General features: G+C 73.0%; 21 protein-coding genes. 16 read left to right on the top strand and 5 right to left on the bottom strand.

Going from position 1 to position 21,811, the window contains the following annotated elements; genetic code table 11:
* The first annotated feature begins 162 nt into the window (after positions 1–162).
* The 8 genes from leuC to J3P30_RS09525 are packed head-to-tail and all read left to right on the top strand — an operon-like array spanning position 163 to position 8,481.
* A complete protein-coding gene (leuC, locus tag J3P30_RS09490; protein ID WP_210480798.1) occupies positions 163–1,635 on the top strand; it encodes a 3-isopropylmalate dehydratase large subunit in 1,473 nt (490 codons plus the stop codon).
* On the top strand, positions 1,635–2,234 hold the full coding sequence (gene leuD, locus J3P30_RS09495; protein WP_210480799.1) for a 3-isopropylmalate dehydratase small subunit: 600 nt from the start codon (positions 1,635–1,637) through the stop codon (positions 2,232–2,234). Before leuC ends, leuD begins: the two co-directional genes overlap by 1 nt.
* A gap of 33 nt (positions 2,235–2,267) precedes the next feature.
* Complete coding sequence (gene murA / locus J3P30_RS09500) at positions 2,268–3,638, top strand: UDP-N-acetylglucosamine 1-carboxyvinyltransferase (protein ID WP_210480800.1); 1,371 nt, start codon at positions 2,268–2,270, stop codon at positions 3,636–3,638.
* Positions 3,635–4,855, top strand: a complete 1,221-nt coding sequence (locus J3P30_RS09505) for a CynX/NimT family MFS transporter (RefSeq protein ID WP_210480801.1) — start codon at positions 3,635–3,637, stop codon at positions 4,853–4,855. Before murA ends, J3P30_RS09505 begins: the two co-directional genes overlap by 4 nt.
* Before the next feature lie 48 nt (positions 4,856–4,903).
* Entirely contained in the window at positions 4,904–5,647 is a 744-nt protein-coding gene (locus J3P30_RS09510) for a lysophospholipid acyltransferase family protein (protein WP_307807455.1), read from the top strand.
* The gene (locus J3P30_RS09515; RefSeq protein WP_210480802.1) at positions 5,640–6,665 is read left to right on the top strand and encodes an NAD(P)H-dependent glycerol-3-phosphate dehydrogenase; all 1,026 of its coding nucleotides are present in this window, start codon (positions 5,640–5,642) and stop codon (positions 6,663–6,665) included. Before J3P30_RS09510 ends, J3P30_RS09515 begins: the two co-directional genes overlap by 8 nt.
* The gene (locus tag J3P30_RS09520) at positions 6,662–7,771 is read left to right on the top strand and encodes a D-alanine--D-alanine ligase family protein (protein ID WP_210480803.1); all 1,110 of its coding nucleotides are present in this window, start codon (positions 6,662–6,664) and stop codon (positions 7,769–7,771) included. The genes J3P30_RS09515 and J3P30_RS09520 overlap by 4 nt, the downstream gene beginning before the upstream one ends.
* The gene (locus tag J3P30_RS09525) at positions 7,768–8,481 is read left to right on the top strand and encodes a VIT family protein (protein ID WP_210480804.1); all 714 of its coding nucleotides are present in this window, start codon (positions 7,768–7,770) and stop codon (positions 8,479–8,481) included. The genes J3P30_RS09520 and J3P30_RS09525 overlap by 4 nt, the downstream gene beginning before the upstream one ends.
* On the opposite strand, the gene J3P30_RS09530 is transcribed toward J3P30_RS09525, so the two are convergent.
* Complete coding sequence (locus J3P30_RS09530) at positions 8,478–8,984, bottom strand: DUF3515 domain-containing protein (RefSeq protein WP_307807456.1); 507 nt, start codon at positions 8,982–8,984, stop codon at positions 8,478–8,480. The two genes, J3P30_RS09525 and J3P30_RS09530, sit on opposite strands and share 4 nt — an antisense overlap.
* A 330-nt stretch (positions 8,985–9,314) precedes the next feature.
* Here J3P30_RS09530 and J3P30_RS09535 point away from each other — a divergent pair, with 330 nt between their 5' ends.
* Positions 9,315–10,352: a thiamine-phosphate kinase gene (locus J3P30_RS09535; protein ID WP_210480805.1), complete on the top strand. Its 1,038-nt coding sequence runs from the start codon at positions 9,315–9,317 to the stop codon at positions 10,350–10,352.
* 1 nt (position 10,353) lies between these two features.
* Here the strand turns inward: J3P30_RS09535 and rsmD are convergent, their stop codons facing one another.
* Positions 10,354–10,917 (bottom strand): 16S rRNA (guanine(966)-N(2))-methyltransferase RsmD, encoded by a 564-nt coding sequence (rsmD, locus tag J3P30_RS09540; protein WP_210480806.1) that lies wholly within the window; start codon positions 10,915–10,917, stop codon positions 10,354–10,356.
* 252 nt (positions 10,918–11,169) lie between these two features.
* Between rsmD and J3P30_RS09545 the strand changes: the two genes are divergently transcribed.
* From J3P30_RS09545 to J3P30_RS09575, 7 genes are all read left to right on the top strand, one after another.
* Complete coding sequence (locus J3P30_RS09545) at positions 11,170–11,586, top strand: glyoxalase superfamily protein (RefSeq protein WP_210480807.1); 417 nt, start codon at positions 11,170–11,172, stop codon at positions 11,584–11,586.
* Positions 11,587–11,595: 9 nt separating this feature from the next.
* Positions 11,596–13,767: an ATP-dependent DNA helicase RecG gene (locus J3P30_RS09550; RefSeq protein WP_210480808.1), complete on the top strand. Its 2,172-nt coding sequence runs from the start codon at positions 11,596–11,598 to the stop codon at positions 13,765–13,767.
* A gap of 138 nt (positions 13,768–13,905) precedes the next feature.
* Complete coding sequence (gene coaD, locus J3P30_RS09555) at positions 13,906–14,445, top strand: pantetheine-phosphate adenylyltransferase (RefSeq protein ID WP_210480809.1); 540 nt, start codon at positions 13,906–13,908, stop codon at positions 14,443–14,445.
* Positions 14,446–14,480: 35 nt separating this feature from the next.
* Positions 14,481–15,476, top strand: coding sequence for a TIGR03557 family F420-dependent LLM class oxidoreductase (locus J3P30_RS09560; protein ID WP_210480810.1), 996 nt, complete (start codon positions 14,481–14,483; stop codon positions 15,474–15,476).
* Positions 15,476–16,261: a coenzyme F420-0:L-glutamate ligase gene (locus J3P30_RS09565; protein WP_210480811.1), complete on the top strand. Its 786-nt coding sequence runs from the start codon at positions 15,476–15,478 to the stop codon at positions 16,259–16,261. Before J3P30_RS09560 ends, J3P30_RS09565 begins: the two co-directional genes overlap by 1 nt.
* A 52-nt stretch (positions 16,262–16,313) precedes the next feature.
* Positions 16,314–17,336 carry a glucose-6-phosphate dehydrogenase (coenzyme-F420) gene (gene fgd / locus J3P30_RS09570; RefSeq protein WP_210480812.1) on the top strand — a complete coding sequence of 341 codons (1,023 nt, stop codon included), beginning with the start codon at positions 16,314–16,316 and terminating at the stop codon, positions 17,334–17,336.
* A 96-nt stretch (positions 17,337–17,432) separates the two neighbouring features.
* Complete coding sequence (locus J3P30_RS09575; RefSeq protein WP_210480813.1) at positions 17,433–18,665, top strand: cytochrome P450; 1,233 nt, start codon at positions 17,433–17,435, stop codon at positions 18,663–18,665.
* Here the strand turns inward: J3P30_RS09575 and J3P30_RS09580 are convergent.
* The 3 genes from J3P30_RS09580 to J3P30_RS09590 are packed head-to-tail and all read right to left on the bottom strand — an operon-like array spanning position 18,662 to position 21,604.
* Entirely contained in the window at positions 18,662–19,444 is a 783-nt protein-coding gene (locus tag J3P30_RS09580) for an ATP-binding cassette domain-containing protein (RefSeq protein WP_210480814.1), read from the bottom strand. The two genes, J3P30_RS09575 and J3P30_RS09580, sit on opposite strands and share 4 nt — an antisense overlap.
* The gene (locus tag J3P30_RS09585) at positions 19,441–20,514 is read right to left on the bottom strand and encodes a putative F420-0 ABC transporter permease subunit (protein ID WP_374058548.1); all 1,074 of its coding nucleotides are present in this window, start codon (positions 20,512–20,514) and stop codon (positions 19,441–19,443) included. The genes J3P30_RS09580 and J3P30_RS09585 overlap by 4 nt, the downstream gene beginning before the upstream one ends.
* A 37-nt stretch (positions 20,515–20,551) precedes the next feature.
* Positions 20,552–21,604 (bottom strand): putative F420-0 ABC transporter substrate-binding protein, encoded by a 1,053-nt coding sequence (locus J3P30_RS09590; RefSeq protein ID WP_307807457.1) that lies wholly within the window; start codon positions 21,602–21,604, stop codon positions 20,552–20,554.
* Positions 21,605–21,811: the final 207 nt, after the last annotated feature.

A 21,811-nucleotide genomic window follows, 5' to 3' on the forward strand; every position in this document is an offset into this window, starting at 1 on the left:
ACACCGGCCCGGGACAGGCCGCCGGGCCGGTGCTATCCTTTCGTGGTGCTCACGTCCCGGCTCCTTCTTAGCCGCCGCGACGAGGTCTGACGTCTCCAGCCTCCCTCGTCGCGGAGTCCGTCCTGGGCTGACACCACAGACGTAGGAAGAAGCAGCACGACCATGACCGAGAACGACTCAGCTCTCCGCGGCCGGACCCTCGCCGAGAAGGTGTGGGACGCGCACCTGGTGAAGAAGGGCGAGGACGGCGCTCCCGACCTCCTCTACATCGACCTCCACCTGGTCCACGAGGTCACGAGCCCGCAGGCCTTCGACGGGCTGCGGATGGCGGGCCGCCCGGTGCGCCGTCCCGACCTGACGATCGCGACCGAGGACCACAACACGCCGACGCTGAACATCGGCAGGCCGATCGCGGACCTCACGAGCCGCACCCAGATCGAGACCCTGAGGCGCAATGCCGAGGAGTTCGGCATCCGGCTGCACTCGCTGGGCGACCTCGAGCAGGGCATCGTCCACGTCGTCGGTCCCCAGCTGGGTCTCACGATGCCCGGGATCACGGTCGTCTGCGGCGACTCGCACACCTCCACCCACGGCGCCTTCGGCGCGATGGCGTTCGGTATCGGCACGAGCGAGGTCGAGCACGTGCTCGCCACTCAGACGCTGCCGCTGAAGCCGTTCAAGACGATGGCGATCACCGTCGAGGGTGAGCTGCGGCCGGGCGTCACCGCGAAGGACATCATCCTGGCGGTCATCGCGAAGATCGGCACCGGCGGCGGTCAGGGCTACGTGCTCGAGTACCGCGGCAGCGCCATCCGCTCGCTCTCGATGGAGGGCCGGATGACGATCTGCAACATGTCGATCGAGGCGGGCGCCCGCGCCGGAATGGTGGCGCCCGACGAGACGACGTTCGCCTACCTCAAGGGCCGCCCGCACGCGCCGCAGGGTGCGGACTGGGACGCCGCCGTCGAGTACTGGCGGACGCTCGCGACCGACGACGACGCCGTGTTCGACGCCGAGGTGTTCCTCGACGCGAACGAGCTCGAGCCGTTCGTCACCTGGGGCACGAACCCCGGCCAGGGCGTCTCCCTGTCCGAGTCCGTGCCCGACCCCAGCACGATCGCCGACCCCAACGAGCGGGCCGCCGCCGAGCGGGCGCTCGAGTACATGGACCTCCGGGCCGGGACCTCGATGAAGGACATCCCCGTCGACGCGGTCTTCATGGGCTCCTGCACCAACAGCCGCATCGAGGACCTGCGCGCGTTCGCGTCCGTCATCCGCGGCCGCCAGAAGGCCCCGAACGTCCGGGTCATGGTCGTTCCCGGCTCCGCGCGCGTCCGGATCGAGGCCGAGGCGGAGGGCCTGCACAAGGTCTTCGAGGAGTTCGGCGCCGAGTGGCGCTTCGCCGGCTGCTCCATGTGCCTCGGGATGAACCCCGACCAGCTGGCGCCGGGGGAGCGGTGCGCCTCCACGAGCAACCGCAACTTCGAGGGACGGCAGGGCAAGGGCGGTCGCACGCACCTCGTGTCGCCGCTCGTCGCGGCCGCCACGGCCATCCGCGGCACGCTGTCCAGTCCGTCGGACCTCCAGCAGGGCGACCTCCTGCGGTCCCGCGCCGGCGAGGAGGTGACGGCCTGATGGAGAAGTTCACCGTCCACAGCGGCGTCGCGGCCCCGCTCAAGCGCAGCAACGTCGACACCGACCAGATCATCCCCGCGCAGTTCCTCAAGCGCGTCACCAAGACCGGCTTCGAGGACGCCCTCTTCCACGGGTGGCGGCAGGACCCGGAGTTCGTGCTCAACCAGCCGCACTACCAGGGCGCGTCCGTCCTCGTCGCGGGTCCGGACTTCGGCACCGGCTCAAGTCGGGAGCACGCGGTCTGGGCGCTGCGCGACTTCGGCTTCCGCGTCGTCCTCAGCCCCCGCTTCGCGGATATCTTCCGCGGCAACTCCGGCAAGCAGGGGCTCGTGACCGGGGTCGTCGCCGAGGACGATCTGGAGAAACTGTGGGGCGCCATCGAGGCGGCGCCGGGAATAGCGGCTACCGTCGATCTGGTTGCCAAGAGCGTCTCCATCGGGGACCTCACGGTCCCGTTCGACATCGACGAATACACCAGGTGGAGGCTCCTCGAGGGTCTGGACGACATCGCACTGACCCTGCGCGACGAAGCGCTCATCGCAGAATACGAGGGACGCCGCGAGAGCTGGCGCCCCACGACCCTGCCCGTCCGCTCCTGAGCAGCCGGCTGGGCCTGGAGAAGTAAGGATCCCGTGAACAGTCTCGTCACCGACGCCCAGAAGGCCGGAGAGCGTGTCGGCCTCACCTTCGACCGGATCGCCATCGACGGCGGCATCCCCCTCCGGGGGCGGATCGAGGTCCGCGGCGCCAAGAATCTCGTGACGAAGGCGATGGTGGCCTCCCTCCTGGGCGAGTCGTCGAGCCTGCTGCGCGGTGTTCCGGACATCAGCGACGTCCGCGTCGTCCGCGGCCTGCTCGAGGTCCACGGCGTGAAGGTGACGGAGGGGACCGAGCCGGGCGACCTGCTCCTGGACCCCTCTGCCGTCGTGACCGCCCACATGGCGGACATCGACGCGCACGCAGGGTCCAGCCGCATCCCGATCCTGTTCTGCGGCCCGCTGCTGCACCAGCTCGGCGAGGCGTTCATCCCCGACCTCGGCGGCTGCCGCATCGGCGACCGGCCGATCGACTTCCACCTCGACGCCCTCCGCCAGTTCGGCGCCGTCGTGGACAAGCTGCCGAGCGGCATCCGCATCACGGCCCCCCAGGGTCTCAAGGGCGCCCGCATCGAGCTGCCGTACCCGAGCGTCGGCGCCACCGAGCAGGTGCTCCTCACCGCCACGCGCGCCGAGGGCATCACCGAGCTGCGGAACGCGGCCATCGAGCCCGAGATCATGGACCTCATCGCGATCCTGCAGAAGATGGGCGCGATCATCTCCGTCGAGCCGAACCGCGTCATCCTCATCGAGGGCGTCGACCGCCTCGAGGGCTACACGCACCGCGCGATCTTCGACCGGAACGAGGCCGCGAGCTGGGCCTCGGCCGCGCTCGCCACCGGCGGCGACGTCTTCGTCGGCGGGGCGAAGCAGGAGCACATGATGACCTTCCTCAACGTGTTCCGGAAGGTCGGCGGCAAGTTCGACATCTACGAGGACGGCATCCGGTTCTACCACCCGGGCACGCCCCTCAAGCCGGTCGTCATCGAGACGGACGTGCACCCCGGCTTCATGACCGACTGGCAGCAGCCGCTCGTCATCGCGCTGACGCAGGCCGAGGGCGAGTCGGTCGTGCACGAGACGGTGTACGAGAACCGGTTCGGCTTCACCGACGCGCTCATCGAGATGGGCGCGAACATCACGGTGCACAAGAAGGGGCTCGAGACCGAGGGCCGTCGCGTGCCGCGGCGCGACCTCGAGCAGGCGGCCGTCGTCGTCGGGCCGACGCCGCTCCACGGCGCCGATATCGTCGTCCCCGACCTGCGCGGCGGGTTCTCCCACCTCATCGCGGCGCTGACCGCCGAGGGACGCTCGACCGTGAGCAACGTCGGCATCATCAGCCGCGGCTACGAGAACTTCATCGCGAAGCTGGAGGCACTGGGCGCCCGGTTCGTCATCGAGGGATGACGTCGGCGAGCCGGTCCGCGGCGGAACGACCGCGCGGGCCGCTCCCCGAGGCGGCGGCGCCGGGGCTGTTCCTCGTGGCGCTCCTGCTGGCCGCCGTCAACCTCCGCGGGCCGTTCGTCGCGGTCGCCCCGGTCGCCGGCGAGATCCGGGCCGAGTTCGGAATCAGCGCGGCTGAGGTCGGCCTGCTCACGAGCATCCCGGTGCTCTGCTTCGGTCTCGCGGCGCCGCTCGCGCTGCTCGTGATCCGCCGGGTCGGAGCGGAGCTCGCGGTGCTCGTGTGCCTCGTCGGGATCATCGCGGGCGCCGCGATCCGGTCGGCGGGTCCGTTCTGGCTCGCGATCGCCGGGACGGTGGTGATCGGCCTCGCGATCACGGTGGGCAACGTCGTGGTCCCGGTGCTGATCCGGCGGGACGTCCGGCCCGGACGCGTCGGCCTCGCCACCGGTGGCTACAACTCGATGCTCAACATAGGGGCGATGGTCGTGTCGCTCGGCACGGCGCCGCTCGCCGCCGTGCTCGGGTGGCGGGGCGCCCTGCTCGCCTGGCTGACGCTCACGGTGCTCGGGACCGCCGCCTGGCTGGTCTTCCTCCGCCGCCGGCCGCCGACCGTCCGGGAGGACTCGGCGCCCGCCGAGCACGCCGTGGTGTGGCGGCGACCGCTCGCCTGGCTGCTCGCTCTGGCGTTCGCGGGACAGGCGACGTCCTATTACGGCATCACGGCCTGGCTGCCCTCGCTGCTCGCGGACGAGCGCGGCTTCACCGCCTCCGAGGCGGGGGTGTCGTCCTCGTTCTTCCAGATGTTCGCCGTGCTGGGGGCGATCGGGATGCCGCTGCTCGTGATGCGGATCCCGGCATGGGCCGCGATCTCGCTCGTCGGTGCCCTGTGGTGCTCGCTGCCGATCGGGCTCCTGCTCGCCCCGGAGCTCTTCCTCCTCTTCTGCGCGCTCGGCGGCGTCGCTCAGGGCGCGGGCTTCACCGCGGTGTTCACGGTGATCGCGGCCACCGCCGGCAACGCCCGGCAGACGGCTGCGCTGTCGGCATTCGTGCAGGGCGTCGGCTACGTGGCGGCCGCTCTGTCCCCGCCGGCGCTCGGCCTCGCCCACGACCTCACCGGGGGCTGGACGGCCCCGCTGCTCATCGTGGTCGGCACGACGCTGTGCTTCGGCGTCTTCGGCGTCGCCGCGGCGCTGCGCGGCGCCCACCTCCGCACCCCGTAGCCGTGGTGGCGCGCACGCCCGCCCGCGGCCGGGCTGGATAATGGACCGGTGCGACGCAAGCCGGAGACGACGACCCCGTCCGTGTTCTGGCCCCTCGCGGCGATCCTGATCCCGTTCCTCAAGGCCACGACGCGGATGCGCGTCCTCGACCAGGACAAGGTCCCGGCGACCGGCGCATTCGTGCTCGCGCCGAACCACTACAGCGAGATCGACCCCGTGATCATGGCGTACGCGCTGTGGCGCAGCGGCCGCGCTCCGCGGTTCCTGGCGAAGGCCTCCCTGTTCAAGGTCCCCGTGCTCGGGGCGGCGCTCCGGGCGACCGGGCAGATCCCGGTCGAGCGGGGCGGCGCGTCGCGCGGCAGGGTCCCCCTGGAGTCGGCGGACAAGCTGGTCCGGGAGGGACGGGGCGTCATCGTCTACCCCGAGGGCTCCCTGACCCGGGATCCGGACCTGTGGCCGATGCGCGGGAAGAGCGGCGCGGTGCGGCTCGCGCTCGAGCACGGCATCCCGGTCATCCCCGCCGCCCACTGGGGCGCCCAGGACCTCCTTCCCCGCTACAGCAAGAAGCTCCGCCTCGTTCCTCCCGCCCGCATCACGGTCAAGTTCGGGGATCCCGTCGACCTGTCCCGCTTCCGGGACAAGCCCTTCGAGGCGTCCGTCCTCAACGAGGCCACCGACGCCGTCATGGACGCCGTGACGGCGCTCCTCGAGGACCTGCGGGGCGAGCGCGCGCCCGCCGAGCGCTGGGACCCGAAGAAGCAGGGCCAGACGGAGACGGGCCGCTTTGACTGACGCGACGACCCACCCGTCCGGTCCACGGGTCGCGGTGCTCGGCGCGGGCAGCTGGGGGACGACCTTCGCCAAGGTGCTCGCAGACGGCGGCTCGCACGTCACGATCTGGGCCCGGCGACCGGAGCTCGCGAACGAGATCGCGGTCGGCAAGCGCAACAGCGACTACCTGCCCGGCATCAACCTGCCCCGGACGCTGAACGCGGACTGGCGCCTCCCGGCGGTGCTCGAGGGCGCGGAGCAGGTCTACATCTCCGTGCCGAGCCAGAGCCTCCGCGCGAACCTCGCCGATGTGAGTCCGCACCTCGACTCCCACGCCATCGTCGTGAGCCTCATGAAGGGCGTCGAGCTCGGCACGGGGTCGCGGATGAGCCAGGTCATCGCCGATGTGCTCGAGCTGCCGGCTAACCGGATCGCCGTCGCGTCCGGGCCGAACCTCGCGCTGGAAATCGCGAAGGAGATGCCGACGGCCGCCGTGGTCGCGTCCGACGATCTGCTCACCGCGCAAACGGTCGCCGCCACCGCCACCAACCCGTACTTCCGCTCCTTCGTCAACACGGACGTGATCGGCACGGAGTTCGGCGGGGTGCTCAAGAACCTCATCGCCCTCGCCATCGGCATCGTCGACGGCGTCGGCTACGGCGAGAACACGAAGGCGTCCATCCTCACCCGGGGCCTCGCCGAGATGTCCGCGTTCGCGGCCGCCTACGGCGCGCAGCCGGAGACGATGTCGGGCCTCGCCGGGCTCGGCGACCTCATCGCGACGAGCGAGTCGCCGCTGTCCCGCAACAACCGCGCGGGCCGCCTGCTCGGGCAGGGCTACAGCTACTCGGAGGTGATCGCTTCGATGCAGCAGACCGCCGAGGGACTCGCGTCCGTGAAGCCGGTCCTCGAGCTCGCACGGGCGCGCGGAGTCCTCATGCCCATCGTGGAACAGGTCGGCCAGGTGCTCGACGGCACCCTCGCGCCGAAGGACCTCGCCCCGCACCTCACGACCGACGACGTCCCCCAGGGAGAGTGAGACCGATCGCCGAATCGACCACGAAGCTCCGGATCGCTCTGCTCTTCGGCGGACGCTCGAGCGAGCACGCCATCAGCTGCGCGACCGCCGGCGGCGTCCTCGGCGCGATCGACCGCGACCGCTACGACGTGATCCCGGTCGGCATCACGCGGGAGGGCGGGTTCGTACTGGAGAGCGACGACCCCGCCCGCTTCCGCCTCGACGCCGGCGCCTTGCCCGCCGTTGAGGACAACGGGACGCGGGTGCGGTGGCCGGAGAGCGCGACGGGCCGCGAGCTGCGGGTCGCGGAGGGCGGCGAGGAGAGGTCGCTCGGCACGGTCGATCTCGTATTCCCCATACTGCATGGACCGTTCGGCGAGGACGGCACCGTGCAGGGGATGCTCGAGCTCCTGGGCCTGCCGTACGTGGGCAACGGCGTGCTGGCCTCCGCGCTCGGGATGGACAAGCACTTCACGAAGACGGTCCTGGAGGCGGCCGGCATCCCCGTCGCGCCCTGGGTCACCATCACGCAGCGGGACTGGGCCACGGATCCCGACCTCTGGCGCGGCCGCGTGGCGGCGCTCGGGTATCCGCAGTTCGTCAAGCCCGCCCGGGCCGGCTCCTCGGTCGGGGTGAGCCGCGTGACCTCGGAGGCGGACCTGGACGCGGCGCTCGCGGTCGCGTTCGCGGAGGACGGCAAGGTCCTCGTCGAGCGCGGCATGTCGGGGCGCGAGGTCGAGTGCGCCGTGCTGGGCGGGCGCGACGGCGGTCCCGCCAGGGCGTCCGTGGCGGGGGAGATCGTCGTCACAGGGCGTGACTTCTACGACTTCGAGGCGAAGTACCTGGACGCGCCCGGCGTGGACCTCGTGTGCCCCGCCGACCTGAGCGAGCACGACCTCGCCGAGATGCAACGGCTGGCCGTGCGCGCGTTCGACGCGATCGGGGGCGCGGGACTCGCCCGCGTCGACTTCTTCCTCACGGGCTCCGGCTTCGTCGTCAACGAGGTCAACACGATGCCGGGCTTCACCCCGATCTCGATGTTCCCGAAGTGCTGGCTCGCGTCCGGCCTCAGCTATCCGCAGCTGATCGACGAGCTCATCGAGCTGGCCCTGCAGACGACGAGATGACCGAGACGCCCGCGCACCACCCGGGGGAGCCGCACCTCGGCATCAGCGGGCGGCTGAACTGGCTGCGGGCCGGGGTCCTGGGCGCCAACGACGGCATCGTGTCGACCGCGGCCCTCGTGGTCGGCGTCGCGGGCGCGACGACGGCGGTCGCGCCCATCCTCACCGCGGGCGTCGCGGGTCTCCTCGCCGGCGCCGTCTCGATGGCCCTCGGCGAGTACGTGTCGGTCAGCAGTCAGCGGGACGCCGAGCGGTCGCTGCTCGAGAAGGAGCGGCGGGAGCTCGAGGAGGACCCGGAGGCCGAGCTGGAGGAGCTCACGCGGCTCTACCAGGACAAGGGCCTGTCCCGCGGCACAGCAGAGCGCGTCGCCGTCGAGCTCACCGAGCACGACGCCTTCGCCGCGCACGCCGAGGCCGAGCTCGGGATCAGCCCGCACGACCTCGTCTCGCCGTGGCAGGCGGCGATCGCGTCGTTCGTCTCGTTCGCGATCGGCGCCCTGCTGCCGCTGCTCGCCATCCTGCTGCCGCCCGCCCCGATCCGGGTGCCGGTCACGTTCGTCGTCGTGCTGATCGCGCTGGCCCTCACCGGCACGGTCGGCGCCCGCCTGGGCGGTGCAGGGAAGCGGAGGGCCGCGCTGCGGGTCGTGGTCGGCGGTGCGCTCGCCATGGCGGTCACCTTCGGGATCGGCGCCCTGCTCGGGGTGGCCGTCTAGCCGACGTCCTCGGCTCCCACGCAGCCGCCCTCGGCCGGGACGGAGCCGACCGCGGGCGTCAGCTCCGTGAGCACGGTCGAGGCCGAGATCAGGGTGGAGTCGATGGTCACCTCGGTCGCGGGATCCCGCCCGTAGGTCGTGTAGGTGTAGATCGGCTCGTCGGTGGCGTCCTCGACCCAGTCGACGTCGTCGATGCTGATGCACCGCTGCGTCGTGGGACCCGGAACCGGCACGCCGCAGTGCAGGAGGACGCTCGCGGGCGACCCCCACGCGGCCGTGGACTGAGCATCGGTGTCCCGCCGGTCGGCCCCGGCGACGGTGCCGGGAAGCCGGACCATGATCGCCGCGCACTCCGGATCGGCCGCGGCGGGCGCGGGATCCAGCGACACGGTCGGCGCGCACCCGGTGAGCGCGGCCGCCCCCGCGACGACCGCAACGGCGAGGGCCGCACGCACCCCTCGCCGGGCGCGACGTCCGCGCTGGGCTGCGGTCGGGATCGGCACCCTCCGAGGCTACCGACCGCCCGACCGTCCGCCCGGCTCCGGTGTGCGACGGAATCCCGCCCGCCCCTTGCGCTCAACAGGCAGAATCGCCGCCAACAGGAGAATCGACGGCGTGTCTTCCTGCTGAAGGCCCTTCCTGCCTGTTGAGCGCCAGATCCGGGTGCGGGTCCGGGTCCGGGTCCGGTCCGGAGCCCGCCCGCCCCTTGCGCTCAACAGGCAGAATCGCCGCCAACAGGAGGATCGGCGGCGTGTCTTCCTGCTGAAGGCCCTTCCTGCCTGTTGAGCGCCAGATCGAAGCGGCGGTCGGCGGGGCCGGGATACCGTGGGGGAGTGCGGGACGGAGCCGACGGAGCGACGCTCGGCTCGGCCGGGGAGGCCGCGGCCCTGCGCCGCATCCTGCCGCGCCTGCCCGCGGCCGCCGCTCAGCTGCTCGGGCCCGGGGACGACTCGGCGGTGGTGGCCGCGCCCGACGGCCGGACCGTGCTGTCCACCGACCTGCTCGTGCACGGGCCCGACTTCCGGCTCGCGTGGTCCAGCCCCTTCGACCTCGGCTGGAAGGCCGCCGCCACCAACCTCGCCGACATCGCCGCCATGGGCGCCGTGCCCACCGCGCTCGTCGTGGCCCTCGCCGCGCCGCCGTCCACTCCGCTTGAGGACCTCGAGGCGCTCGCCGACGGACTCCGGGAGGGGTGCGCCGCGCTCGCGGACGGAGCGGGCGTGGTCGGCGGCGACCTGTCCGCGTCTGCGACCCTGACGGTCGCCGTGACGGTGCTGGGGGACCTCGAGGGTCGCGCCCCGGTCCTCCGCTCGGGCGGCCGGCCGGGCGACGTCCTCGCGCTCGCGGGGACCCTGGGACGGGCGGCCGCGGGCCTGTCGCTGCTGTTCCGATCCGCCGTCGACGCGAACGGCGAACCCGACGCGTCGCTCCTGCCGGGGCTCGTCGCGGTCTCCCCGCACCTCGTGCGGGCGCAGCTCGCCCCGCGCCCGCCCATCGCGTCGGGACGGGTGGCCGCGCTCGGAGGGGCGACCGCCATGATGGACGTCTCGGACGGGCTGCTGCTGGACGGCGGACGCCTCGCGACCGCGAGCGGCGTCGGCATCGAGCTCTTCGGGGAGGCGCTGCACAGAGAGGCCGCACGGCTCGCGGAGGAGGCGCCGGCGCTCGCCGAGGAAGCCCTGGAGCTCGTGCTGACCGGCGGCGAGGATCACGGCCTGCTGGCGGCGTTCCCGCCCGGCGAGCTTCCGCCCGGGTTCCGGCCGCTCGGTCGCCTCACGGAGCAGCCGGGCATCACCGTGGACGGCAGGGATCCCGGCGCCGCCCGCGGAGGCTGGGATCCGTTCGGCGGCTGGGACGGGAGGGCCGGCTGAGTCAGGTCGCGCGCGCGAGGTGCACGGCCGTCTCGCCGTACCGCCGGGTGCGCACCGGCTCGATCCCCTCGGGCCATCGCGGCTCACCGGAGCGGAGACTCCGCTCGACCACGACGACCGCGTCCGGCGCGAGGAGCGGCGCGAGCGCGGCCAGCGTCGCCGCCAGCTCGGCGTCGCCGAGGTCGTACGGCGGATCGAGGAAGGCGAGGTCGAACGGCCCCGCGGCGGACGCGAGGAACGTGCTCGCACTCTGCCGGACGACCTCGATCGCCCCGGCGGCCGTCCCGAGCGACCGGGCTACGAGCTGCGCGTTAGCGCGGCACACCGCCACGGCGTCCGGCGAGCGGTCGACGAGCACCGCGGAGCTCGCGCCCCGGCTCATCGCCTCGAGCCCGAGAGCGCCCGAGCCCGCGTATAGGTCGAGCACGCGCGCCTCCTCGATGGCTCCCTCCGCGGTCAGCGACGAGAAGATGCCCTCGCGCACGCGGTCGCTGGTGGGACGGGTGCCCGAACGCGGCACCCGGAGGCGGAGCGAGCCGGCAGCGCCAGAGATGATCCGAGCCATCCCGTCGAGGCTAGCGGGGCCGGGGAGCCGCTGCTTCACACCGGTTCCGACGGGGGCGGTGCGCCCCGCGGACAGTCGTCCCACCCCTCCGGGTGGGCACGTTCAAGCTCTGCTCGAGACTCGCCGGACGGCGTGGCGAGTCAGTTACGGATGCCATCAGGGGCAGAGCCGGAGGCTGTGCCCCGAGGGGCACGAACCGCCGACAGACCGGTCTCCTACCGTGCTCGGAGCGCCCCGCCTAGCCTGGCGGGCATGGTGGCATTGGGGCCGGTAGTACCGATTCTTCGAGTCTTCGACGGCGCCCTGGCGGACGAGTTCTATCTCGGCTTCCTGGGCTTCCGGGAGGACTGGGAGCATCGCATAGCGGGACATCTCCCGCTGTTCCGGCAGGTGTCGCGGGACGGGGCCGCCCTCCACCTGAGCGAGCACTTCGGGGACGGGACGCCGGGCACGGCGGTGCAGATCCACGTGCACGGGATCGAGGAGTTCGCCCACGAGCTCGAGGGCAAGGGCTACTCGCACGCCCCGGTCGAGCTGGAGCACCGGCCCTGGGGCAAGTCCCTCGAGATGAGCGACCCGTTCGGCAACCAGCTCCGCTTCGTACAGGTGCCCGCGCGCGTTCCCCACCCTCTGCTCGGGCTCGCCGGTGCCGGCGGCGAGCGGAGGTAGCCTCGAGGGGTGACCAGTGGGCTCGACCGCAAGCTCGGGGACGTGCTGGGCGGGCGGACCGCGGCCGCGTACGCGAAGGCGTTCGGGATGGCCACGGTCGGCGACCTGCTGAGCCACTACCCCCGCCGCTACGCCAAGCGCGGTGAGCTCACCTCGCTGGCGGAGCTGCCCCTCGACGAGAACGTCACCATCGTCGCGGAGGTTCGCAAGGTCAGCGAGCGGCGGATGCAGGCGCGCAAGGGCTCGATCCTCGAGGTCCTGATCTCCGACGGTCAGGGCCTGCTCACGCTCACCTTCTTCAACCAGAGCTGGCGCGCGCAGCAGCTGAAGCCCGGGGTGCGCGGGATCTTCGCCGGCAAGGTGGGCCGCTACCGCAGCACCCTCCAGCTCGCCCACCCCGACTACGAGCTGTTCCCGCCGGAGGACGAGACCGAGCTCGCGGGTCCCTCGGCCAAGGCGTGGGCGGACGAGCCGGTGCCCATCTATCCCGCCACCTCCTCCATCGCGAGCTGGCAGATCGGCAAGTCCGTCGCCCTCGCGCTCGAATCGCTCGACCCGATCGAGGATCCGGTGCCGGACCGCATCCGGGAGCGCTTCGGCGTCATCCACTTCGGAGCCGCGCTCGAGCTCATCCACCGCCCCCGGCGGGACGCCGACTGGCGCAGCGCGCGCGACGCGCTGCGCCTGCAGGAGGCGTTCGTGCTCCAGGCCGCCCTGCTCGAGCAGCGGATGGCGGCCCGCGCCGTCGCCGCGACGGCGCGGACCCCGGTGGCGGGCGGATTCCTCGAGCGCTTCGACGCCGGTCTCACGTTCGAGCTCACCGGCGATCAGCGCCGAGTCGGTGCGGAGATCGCCGCCGACCTGGCGGAGCCGGTGCCGATGAACCGCCTCGTCCAGGGCGAGGTGGGGTCGGGGAAGACCCTGGTCGCCCTGCGCGGGATGCTGCAGGTCGCCGACAGCGGCGGTCAATCCGCCCTCCTCGCGCCGACGGAGGTGCTCGCCGCCCAGCACCTGCGCTCGATCGTGCGCTCCCTCGGACCGGACCTCGCGGCGGAGCTCATGCCGACCCTGCTGACGGGACAGCTGTCCGCCTCCCAGCGTCGGCGGGCCCTGCTCCGCGTCGTGAGCGGCCAGGCACGCATCGTGGTCGGCACGCACGCCCTGCTCGGCGACGACGTCGGCTTCTTCGACCTCGGCCTCGTCGTCGTCGACGAGCAGCACCGCTTCGGGGTGGAGCAGCGGGAGGCGCTGCGCGCGAAGGGCGGAACCCCGCCGCACGTGCTCGTGCTCACGGCGACGCCGATCCCGCGCACGGTCGCGATGACGGTGTTCGGCGACCTCGACGTGTCGACGATCGCCGAGCTCCCGGCCGGACGCGCGGGGATCGAGAGTCATGTCGTGCCGCTCGCCGACCATCCCGGGTGGACGAACCGGGTCTGGCAGCGCGCGGCCGAGGAGATCGAGAAGGGCCGGCAGGTGTTCGTCGTCTGCCCGGCGATCGACGCGAAGCACCCGGCCGAGGACGACGGGGAGGACGCGGAGGCGGAGGGGGACGCGCCTGCCGGCCCCCGCGCGTCCGTCGAATCGACGATGCAGCTCCTCGCAGGGGTCGAAGCGCTCGCCGGGCGGCGCATCGCCGCGCTCCACGGCCGCATGAGCGCCGAGGAGAAGGACGCGGTCATGCAGGACTTCGCGGCCGGCCGCGTGTCCGTCCTCGTGTCGACCACCGTGATCGAGGTCGGCGTCGACGTGCCCAACGCCTCGATGATGATCGTCCTGGACGCGGATCGCTTCGGCGTCTCGCAGCTGCATCAGCTGCGAGGCCGCGTGGGCCGCGGCGGGCTGCCGGGGCTCTGCTTGTTCGTGACGAATGCGGAGCAGGGCAGCGTCGCCCGCGAGCGCGTGGATGCCGTCGCCGCGACCCTCGACGGGTTCGAGCTCGCCCAGATCGACCTCGAGCTGCGCCGGGAGGGCGACGTGCTGGGCGCCACCCAGTCGGGCGGCCGCTCGTCGCTGCGGCTGCTCCGCGTCGTCGCCGACGCCGAGCTGATCGCCGAGGCCCGTGCCGCCGCCGAGGAGCTCCTCGACGAGGACCCCGTGCTCGCGGGCCATCCGGCGCTTCGGGAGGCGATCGCGCGCCGGCTCGACGAGTCCGCGCGGGAGTTCCTCGCCAAGAACTGAGCCGGACGGGCGGGTCCTGCGGACACGACACGCGGGCGCACCGGCGAGGGCGGAAGTCCGCACGACCCGCGTCGCGCGTGTGTCGTACCGCTACGCCGCGTAACAGGCCCGCAACGAGGCGCCGATAAAGTTGAGCCCATGCACAGGATCGCCGTTGTTCCTGGGTCGTTCGACCCGGTCACGCTGGGACACCTCGATGTGATCGAGCGGGCCGCGAACATCTTCGACGAGCTCCACGTCCTCGTCGTCCACAACCCGGACAAGAGCGCCCTGCTGCCGATCGGCGAGCGCGTCAACCTGCTCGAGCGGAGCATCGCCGAGGCGGGCATCGGCGGCAACGTCAAGGTCGCCTCGTGGAGCGTCGGGCTCCTCGTCGACTACTGCACCGACGTCGGAGCGACGGTCCTCGTGAAGGGCATCCGCTCGCAGGTCGACGTGGCGTACGAGACGCCGATGGCGATCGTGAACCGCAACCTCGCGCGCGTGGAGACGGTGTTCCTGCTGCCCGATCCGGCGCACGCGCATGTCTCCAGCTCGCTCGTGCGCCAGGTGGCGGCACTCGGCGGGGACGTCTCGCCCTACGTCCCCACGGCGGTGGCCGACTTCCTGCAGCCGAACACGTCCGCCGACCTGCTGAGCGTCCCGCGGGCGTCCGTCCGGGGAGCCGCCGAGGCCTGACGAGCCGGCCCACCACCGGGTGGAAGGATGAGGCCATGGCATCGCTTCCGGTCGGATACGCGGCGATGCTCGAGCAGTTCCCGCCCGCGGAGGCCGTGGAGCTCGCCGCGTACGCGGAGAGCCGGGGGTTCTCCGGAGTCATGGCGTCCGACCACTTCCAGCCCTGGGTGCCGGCGCAGGGGCAGAGCTCGTTCGTGTGGGCGGTGCTCGCCGCCGTCGCGGAGCGGACGGGTGGCGACTTCGGCCCCGGAGTGACGGCGCCCACCTTCCGCTGGCATCCGGCGATGGTCGCGCAGGCCTCCGCCACCCTCGCCGCGATGCATCCTGGGCGGCACTGGCTGGGCATCGGCTCCGGCGAGGCCCTGAACGAGCACATCGCGGGCCAGTACTGGCCGGAGGCGCCCGAGCGGATCAACCGGATGTTCGAGGCCGTCGAGCTCATCTCGAAGCTCTTCCAGGGCTCCCGCGCCGGCCGCGACGTCAAGCACGCGGGGCCGCATTTCCGGATGGAGTCGACCCGGCTCTGGACGATGCCCGACGTCCCGCCCCCGGTGCTGGTCGCGACCGCCGGCCCGGTCACGGCGCGGCGGGCAGGGCGGTCGGCGGACGGGCTCATCACGGTCGGCGCGCCCGTCGAGAAGGTGGCCGGACTCTTCGCCCGGGTCGACGAGGGCGCGCGAGAGGCCGGACGGGCCGCTCCGACGAAGGTCCTCCGGCTGCACCTGTCGTGGGCGCCCACCGACGAGGAGGCGCTCGCGGCGGCGCTGCGCGAGTGGCCGAACGGCGCGATGCGGTTCCCGCGCAGCGACATCCGCTCGCCGTTCGAGTTCGAGCAGCTGGCGAAGCTCGTGCGTCCCGAGGACTTCGAGGGACGCGTCATCGTCTCCGCCGATCCCGACGTGCACCGCGCCGCGATCCAGCGCTACGCCGACCTCGGCGCCGACCGCATCTACCTGCACAACGTCGGACGCAACCAGCGCGAGTGGATCGAGGTCTTCTCGCGCGACGTCCTCCCGAGGCTGGTGCGCTGATGCCCGCCTACTCGGTCTGGTCGGTGCCCGGCATCCCCGAGATCACCGCCGGCGACGACCTCGTCGCGGTCCTCACGGAGGCCCTGCCCGACGCCGCGGACGGCGACATCCTCGTGATCAGCAGCAAGATCGTGTCCAAGGCCGAGGGGCGGCTCATCCCGGCCCGCGACCGCGAGCAGGCGATCACGGACGAGACCGTGCGCGTCGTCGCCACCCGGCGGTCGGCGACGGGCCTCACCCGGATCGTCGAGAACCGGCTCGGCATCGTGCAGGCGGCGGCGGGCGTCGACGCGAGCAACGTCCCGCCCGGGCACGTGCTCCTCCTGCCCGTCGACCCCGACGCCTCCGCCCGCCGGATCGCCGCGGCGTTCCGCGAGCGCGGCGCACGCGTCGGCGTCGTCATCACGGACACCCTCGGCCGGCCGTGGCGCATCGGCCAGACGGACGTCGCGATCGGCGCGGCCGGGGTGCGGGTCATCGACGACCTCCGCGGGACGCGGGACGCGGCCGGGCGGCCGCTCGACGTCACCGTGCCCGCCGTCGCCGACGAGCTCGCGGCCGCCGCGGACCTCGTGAAGGGCAAGGCGGCGTCGCTTCCCGTCGCCGTGGTGCGCGGCCTCGGGCACCTCGTGACCGAGCTCGACGCGCCGGGCGCGCGCGCCCTCGTCCGCCCCGCAGAGCAGGACATGTTCCGGCTCGGCAGCGACGAGGCGTACGACGAGGGATACCGCGACGGCTACGACGCCGGCTACCGCGAATCCGCCGAGGACGACGACGCGTCGTGACCGTCCGCCCCCACGACCCGCGCCCCGCTCCTGACTACGAAAGGACCTCCCGATGCTGCCTCTGAAACTCGGCTACAAGGCCTCCGCCGAGCAGTTCGGACCGCGCGACCTCGTCGAGTTCGCCGTCGCCGCCGAGGCCCACGGGTTCGAGAGCGCGACCGTCAGCGACCACTTCCAGCCCTGGCGGCACACCGGCGGCCACGCGCCGTTCGCGCTCGCGTGGATGACGGCGGTGGGGGAGAGGACGTCGACCCTCCAGCTCGGCACCTCGGTGCTCACGCCGACGTTCCGGTACAACCCGGCCGTGCTCGCGCAGGCGTTCGCGACGCTCGGACTGCTCTACCCGGGCCGCGTCTTCCTGGGCGTCGGCACCGGGGAGGCGCTCAACGAGATCGCGACGGGCTGGCGGGGGGCGGGACAGCAGGACTGGCCCGACTTCAAGGAGCGCTTCGCCCGGCTGCGGGAGGCCGTGCGGCTGATCCGCGAGCTGTGGGCGGGCGAGCGGGTCACCTTCTCGGGCGAGTACTACAGCACCCACGACGCGAGCATCTACGACCGGCCCGAGGGCGGCGTCCCGATCTACATCGCGGCCGGAGGCCCGGTGGTGGCCAAGTACGCCGGACGCGCAGGCGACGGCTTCATCTGCACCTCGGGCAAGGGCGCGGAGCTCTACACCGAGAAGCTGCTGCCCGCCGTCGCGGAGGGGGCGGCCGCCGCGGGACGGAACCCGGAGTCGCTGGACCGCATGATCGAGATCAAGCTCAGCTACGACACCAGCCCCGAGGCCGCCATCGACAACTGCCGGTTCTGGTCGCCGCTGTCCCTGACCGCCGAGGAGAAGGCGTCGATCCACGACCCGGTGGAGATGGAGCGCGCCGCCGACGCGCTGCCGATCGAGCAGATCGCGGCGCGCTGGATCGTCGGCGCGGATCCGGACGAGGTGGTCGAGAAGATCGCGCAGTACGTCCGGTGGGGCTTCAACCACCTGGTCTTCCACGCGCCCGGCGACGATCAGCGCCGATTCCTCGAGCTGTTCGAGCGCGACCTGGCGCCGCGCCTCCGCGCTCTCGCCTGACGCGGCTCCCGGGCTCGGGGTGCTTCCTCTGCTCCGAGGCCGCCCGGCAAGCCCCTGCCTCCGCCGGAGGTGCCTCCCTACGCTGAGGAACCGGAGGTGCCCATGATCCCCACCCTGCCGCTGCCCGACAGCTCCCTCGCCCTCCTCGCGGACCCCTACCGCTTCGTCTCCCGCACCTGCGACCGGCTGGGCGTGGACGGCTTCCGGACCGTCTTGATGGGCCGGCGCGTGACCTTCCTCCGCGGAGCGGAGGCGGCGCGCATGTTCTACGAGGGCGGGCGCTTCCACCGGCGGCGGGCGATCCCGCGCGCCACGTTCCGGCTGCTGCAGGACGAGGGCAGCGCCCAGGTGCTCGAGGGCGAGTCGCACCGGCATCGGAAGGCGATGTTCCTCGCGCTGCTGACGCGCGGCGGGGAGGACCGGATGGGCCAGCTGTTCGAGGAGGAGTTCTCCCGGGCGGTCGCGGGCTGGCGGGGCGGACCGCCCGTCGTCCTGCACGAGGTGCTCGGCCCGATCCTCGCCCACACGGTGTTCCGCTGGGCGGGCATCCCGGACCAGGGCGAGGACCGATTCCGCTCCCTGACCCTCGACCTCATCGCCATGTTCGAGCGCGCGGCCACCGTCGGGCCCCTGAACTGGCTCGCACGGATCCGTCGCCGCCGCACCGAGCGGTGGGCCGCCGACCTCGTCGCCGCGGTGCGGGAGGGGCGCGTCACCCCGCCCGTCGGCTCCCCGCTCGCCACCGTGGCCACGTGGACCGGCGACGACGGCCGGCCTCTCCCGGAGGAGGTGGCCGCCGTCGAGCTGCTCAACCTGCTGCGTCCCACCGTCGCGATCGAGCGCTTCCTCGAGTTCGCCGTGCGCGCCCTGGCCGCGCGCCCCTCCTACCGAGCCTCGCTCGCCGCCGGCGGCGCCGAGGCCGAGCACTTCGCCCACGAGGTCCGGCGCCACGCCCCCTTCTTCGCGGCCGTCGGCGGTCGCGTGCGCCAGCCGTTCCGCTGGCGCGACCACGACTTCCAGGTGAACGACTGGGTGATGCTCGACATCCACGGCACGAACCACGACGCGCGGCTGTGGCCGGACCCCCAGACCTTCCGTCCGGAGCGGTTCCGCACCGCGGACCCGCGGCACATCGTCGCGCAGGGCGGCGGCGACTACCTCGAGGACCACCGGTGCCCGGGAGAGCCGGCCACGAACCGGGTAATCGAGGCCGCGCTGCGCGTCATGGCCCGCTCGTCGTGGCGGCTGGAGCCGGGACAGAACCTGCGGGTCGCCTACCGGCAGCCTCCGGCGAGGATCCGCAGCGGGCTCCGCATCCGCTTCGCCTAGGTCCCGGGAAGCTCCATCGCCAGCACGGGACGGCCCGATGCGGGATGCTCGAGCAGCACCGCGTCCACCCCGTAGACCTCGCGGATGAGCGGCGGGACGAGCGTCTCGTGCGTCGGCCCCGCCGCCACTACCCGCCCGCCGGCGAGGACGACGACCGCGTCCGCATGGGCGGCGGCGACCCCCAGGTCGTGGAGTGCCGCGAGGATCGCGGTGCCGCCCGCGGCGAGCCGGCGCAGCAGGGCCAGGGTCGTCAGCTGAGCGGCGATGTCGAGGTGGTTGGTGGGCTCGTCGAGGAGCAGCAGCGGCGTGCGCTGGGCGAGGGCCTTCGCGAGCAGCACCCGCTGGCGTTCGCCGCCGGACAGCGTCGTGATGCGCCGGTCCGCGAACCCCGCCATGCCGACGGCCTCGAGGCTGGCGGATACGATGCCGTTCCGCTCGTCCTGGTTCCCGCCCCAGAGCCCCTCGTGCGGGAGCCTGCCGAGCGCGACGGCATCGGCCACGGTCAGGTCCAGCTCGGTCGTCGCGTCCTGCTCGACCAGTGCGGCGAGGCGGGCACGATCGCGGCGGCGGAGGGCGAACGCGTCCGCGTCGCCGAAACGGACGGTGCCGGCATCGGGCCGGTTCACCCCGGCGAGGACGCGGAGGAGGGTCGACTTGCCCGCGCCGTTCGGCCCCAGCACCGCGGTGACCGTGCCCGGCGCGACCGTGCAGTCCACCCCGTCCACGAGGAGGCGGCCGTCGGCGCGGACCTCGACGCGCTCGCCGGAGAGGGCGGTCACGACCGCTCCCGGCGCCGGATCAGCAGCAGCGCGAACACGGGAGCCCCGAGGATCGCGGTGACGACCCCGACCGGGAGCTCGCGGGGATCGAAGAGGCTGCGTGCCGCGGTGTCCGCCCAGACGAGGAAGACCGCGCCGCTCAGCGCCGCGAGGGGGAGCAGGGCCCGGTGACCGGGTCCGGTGACGAGACGGACGGCGTGCGGGAGGACGAGCCCCACGAACCCGATCGACCCGCTCACCGAGACCAGCGCGCCCGTCAGCAGCGCGGTCGCTCCCAGCAGGGTCCAGCGGACGGCCGACACCGGAACGCCCAGGGCCGCCGCCGAGGTGTCCCCGAACGCGAACGCGTCGAGGATGCGGGCGACGAGCAGGAGCGGGATCCCGACGGCGAGCAGAGCCCCTCCCGCCACCGCGACCGCCGGCCAGCGGGCACCGGCGAGGGAGCCGAGCAGCCAGCCGAGGATCTCCCGGTAGGAGTCCCCGGTGGCCGTCCAGAAGATGACGAGACTCGTGACCGCTCCGGCCAGGGAGGACACCGCGACGCCGGCCAGCACGGTCCGGGCGGGGGTGAGCGCGCCGCCGGCACGCGCGAGCGCCAGTGTGGCGACGAGGGCGGCCATCGCGCCCGCGAAGGCGGCGACGGGCAGGAGGACGCCGACCCCGAGCAGGACGACGGCGACGGCGCCGAGCGACGCACCCGACGAGAGCCCCAGCAGATAGGGATCCGCGAGCGAGTTGCGGGTCAGGGCCTGCATGACGACGCCGGCCAGGGCGAGACCCGCGCCGACGGCAGCCGCGGTGAGGATGCGGGGGAGCCGGAGCTCCCAGACGATCCCGTCCCGGAGGGGGCTGAGCGGCGAGACGCCGAGGCCGAGGTGCGCCGCGATCGAGCGCCACACCTCGGAGACCCGGATGTCGGCCGGGCCGATCGTGACGGCCGCGGCGACGCTCGCCGCCAGCAGCACGAGCAGCAGGGCGCCGACGCCGGTGAGCGTGAGCCGCGAGCCCCGGATCCCGTCGAGGAGCGCCGGCCGTCCGAGCACTCGGAGGGTGCGATCGGGGGCGGTCACGGCGCGGATTCCTCTCCGGTCGGCGGCGCGGCGCGGCTCAGCGGTCGCCGAGGTCCAGGTCGGCGAGCTGGCGGGACAGGTCGGCCGCGGCCTCGGCGCTGCGGACGCCCGCCTCGCTCGCGGCGAACGGCACCACGAGGTATCGCCCGGCGCGGACAGCGGTGAGGTTGGCCGTCACGGGGTCGGACGCCAGGAGGTCCTTCTTCTGCTGTGCCGAGTTCCAGGACGAGTCGACGAGCACGATCACGTCCGGGTCGGCGGCGGCGACGGCCTCCCAGCTGTAGGAGGTCCACGTGTCGGCCACATCGCCCGCGATGTTGGTGAGCCCGACCGTCTCGAGGATGAGCTGCGGGTTGCCGATGCCGGCGCCCACGTACGGGGTCGCGGTGCCGGATGAGTACCAGAGCGCCGTGAGGCCGCGCTCGTCGGGCTCGATCGCCGCGATCTCGTCCGCCTGCTCCTCGACGAGCTCGGCGGCCGCATCCGGGACCTCGAAGATGTCGCCGACCTCGGTGATCTCCGCGAACACGTGGTCCCACGTGAGCTCGTCCGGCTGGTGTTCCGGCGCCTTGCAGGCGGCGGGGGAGACGTAGGTCGCGATCCCGAGGGACTGCAGCTCCTCCCGGGCGCCCGCGGCCTCCGGCGTGAAGGTGGACTCCCACCCCGAGTAGACGAGGTCGGGCTCGAGCCCGAGCACCGCCTCCGCTGAGGGCAGCTTGTCGGAGACGGAGGCCAGGTCGGCGCCGGCCTCCGCGAGGTGGTCGGGCAGGGGACCGTCCTGGAAGGCGGTGCCGACGATCCGGTCGCCCAGCCCGAGAGCGAGCAGCATCTCGGTCGACGTCGACTTCACCGTGAGGACGCGCTCGGGAGCGGACTCGAAGACGACCTCGGTGCCGCAGTTGTCGACGGTCACCGCGGCCGCTGCATCCGGTGCTGTCGGCGAGTCCTGGGCGGCGGTCGGCGCTGCGCAGCCGGCCAGCAGGACCACGGGGAGAAGGGCGGCGAGCGGGAGGGAACGATTGCGGAACACGGCACTCCAGAGACGGCGGTCGGGCGGCGGATATGCCGCGGCGAGGACCTGCCGGCTCACAGTCCGAACCGACGCACCGGACCAGAGCGAGCCCGGGGGTCCTCTCCAGCCTACCCGCCGTGCAGAGTGCGGCGGCGCGGGCGGCGTTCACATTCCTTGGCGGCAATGCTGGCGGCTGGAGGGTCGCAGGTTTTACGCTCCCGTCACGCGACGAAACGAGCGGGAAACCTCGACGCCGCAGTATGACAACGATCCCGGCGGCGACCC

The sequence above is a fragment of the Naasia sp. SYSU D00948 genome, assembly GCF_017916515.1.
In the GTDB taxonomy this organism is placed as follows: domain Bacteria; phylum Actinomycetota; class Actinomycetes; order Actinomycetales; family Microbacteriaceae; genus Naasia.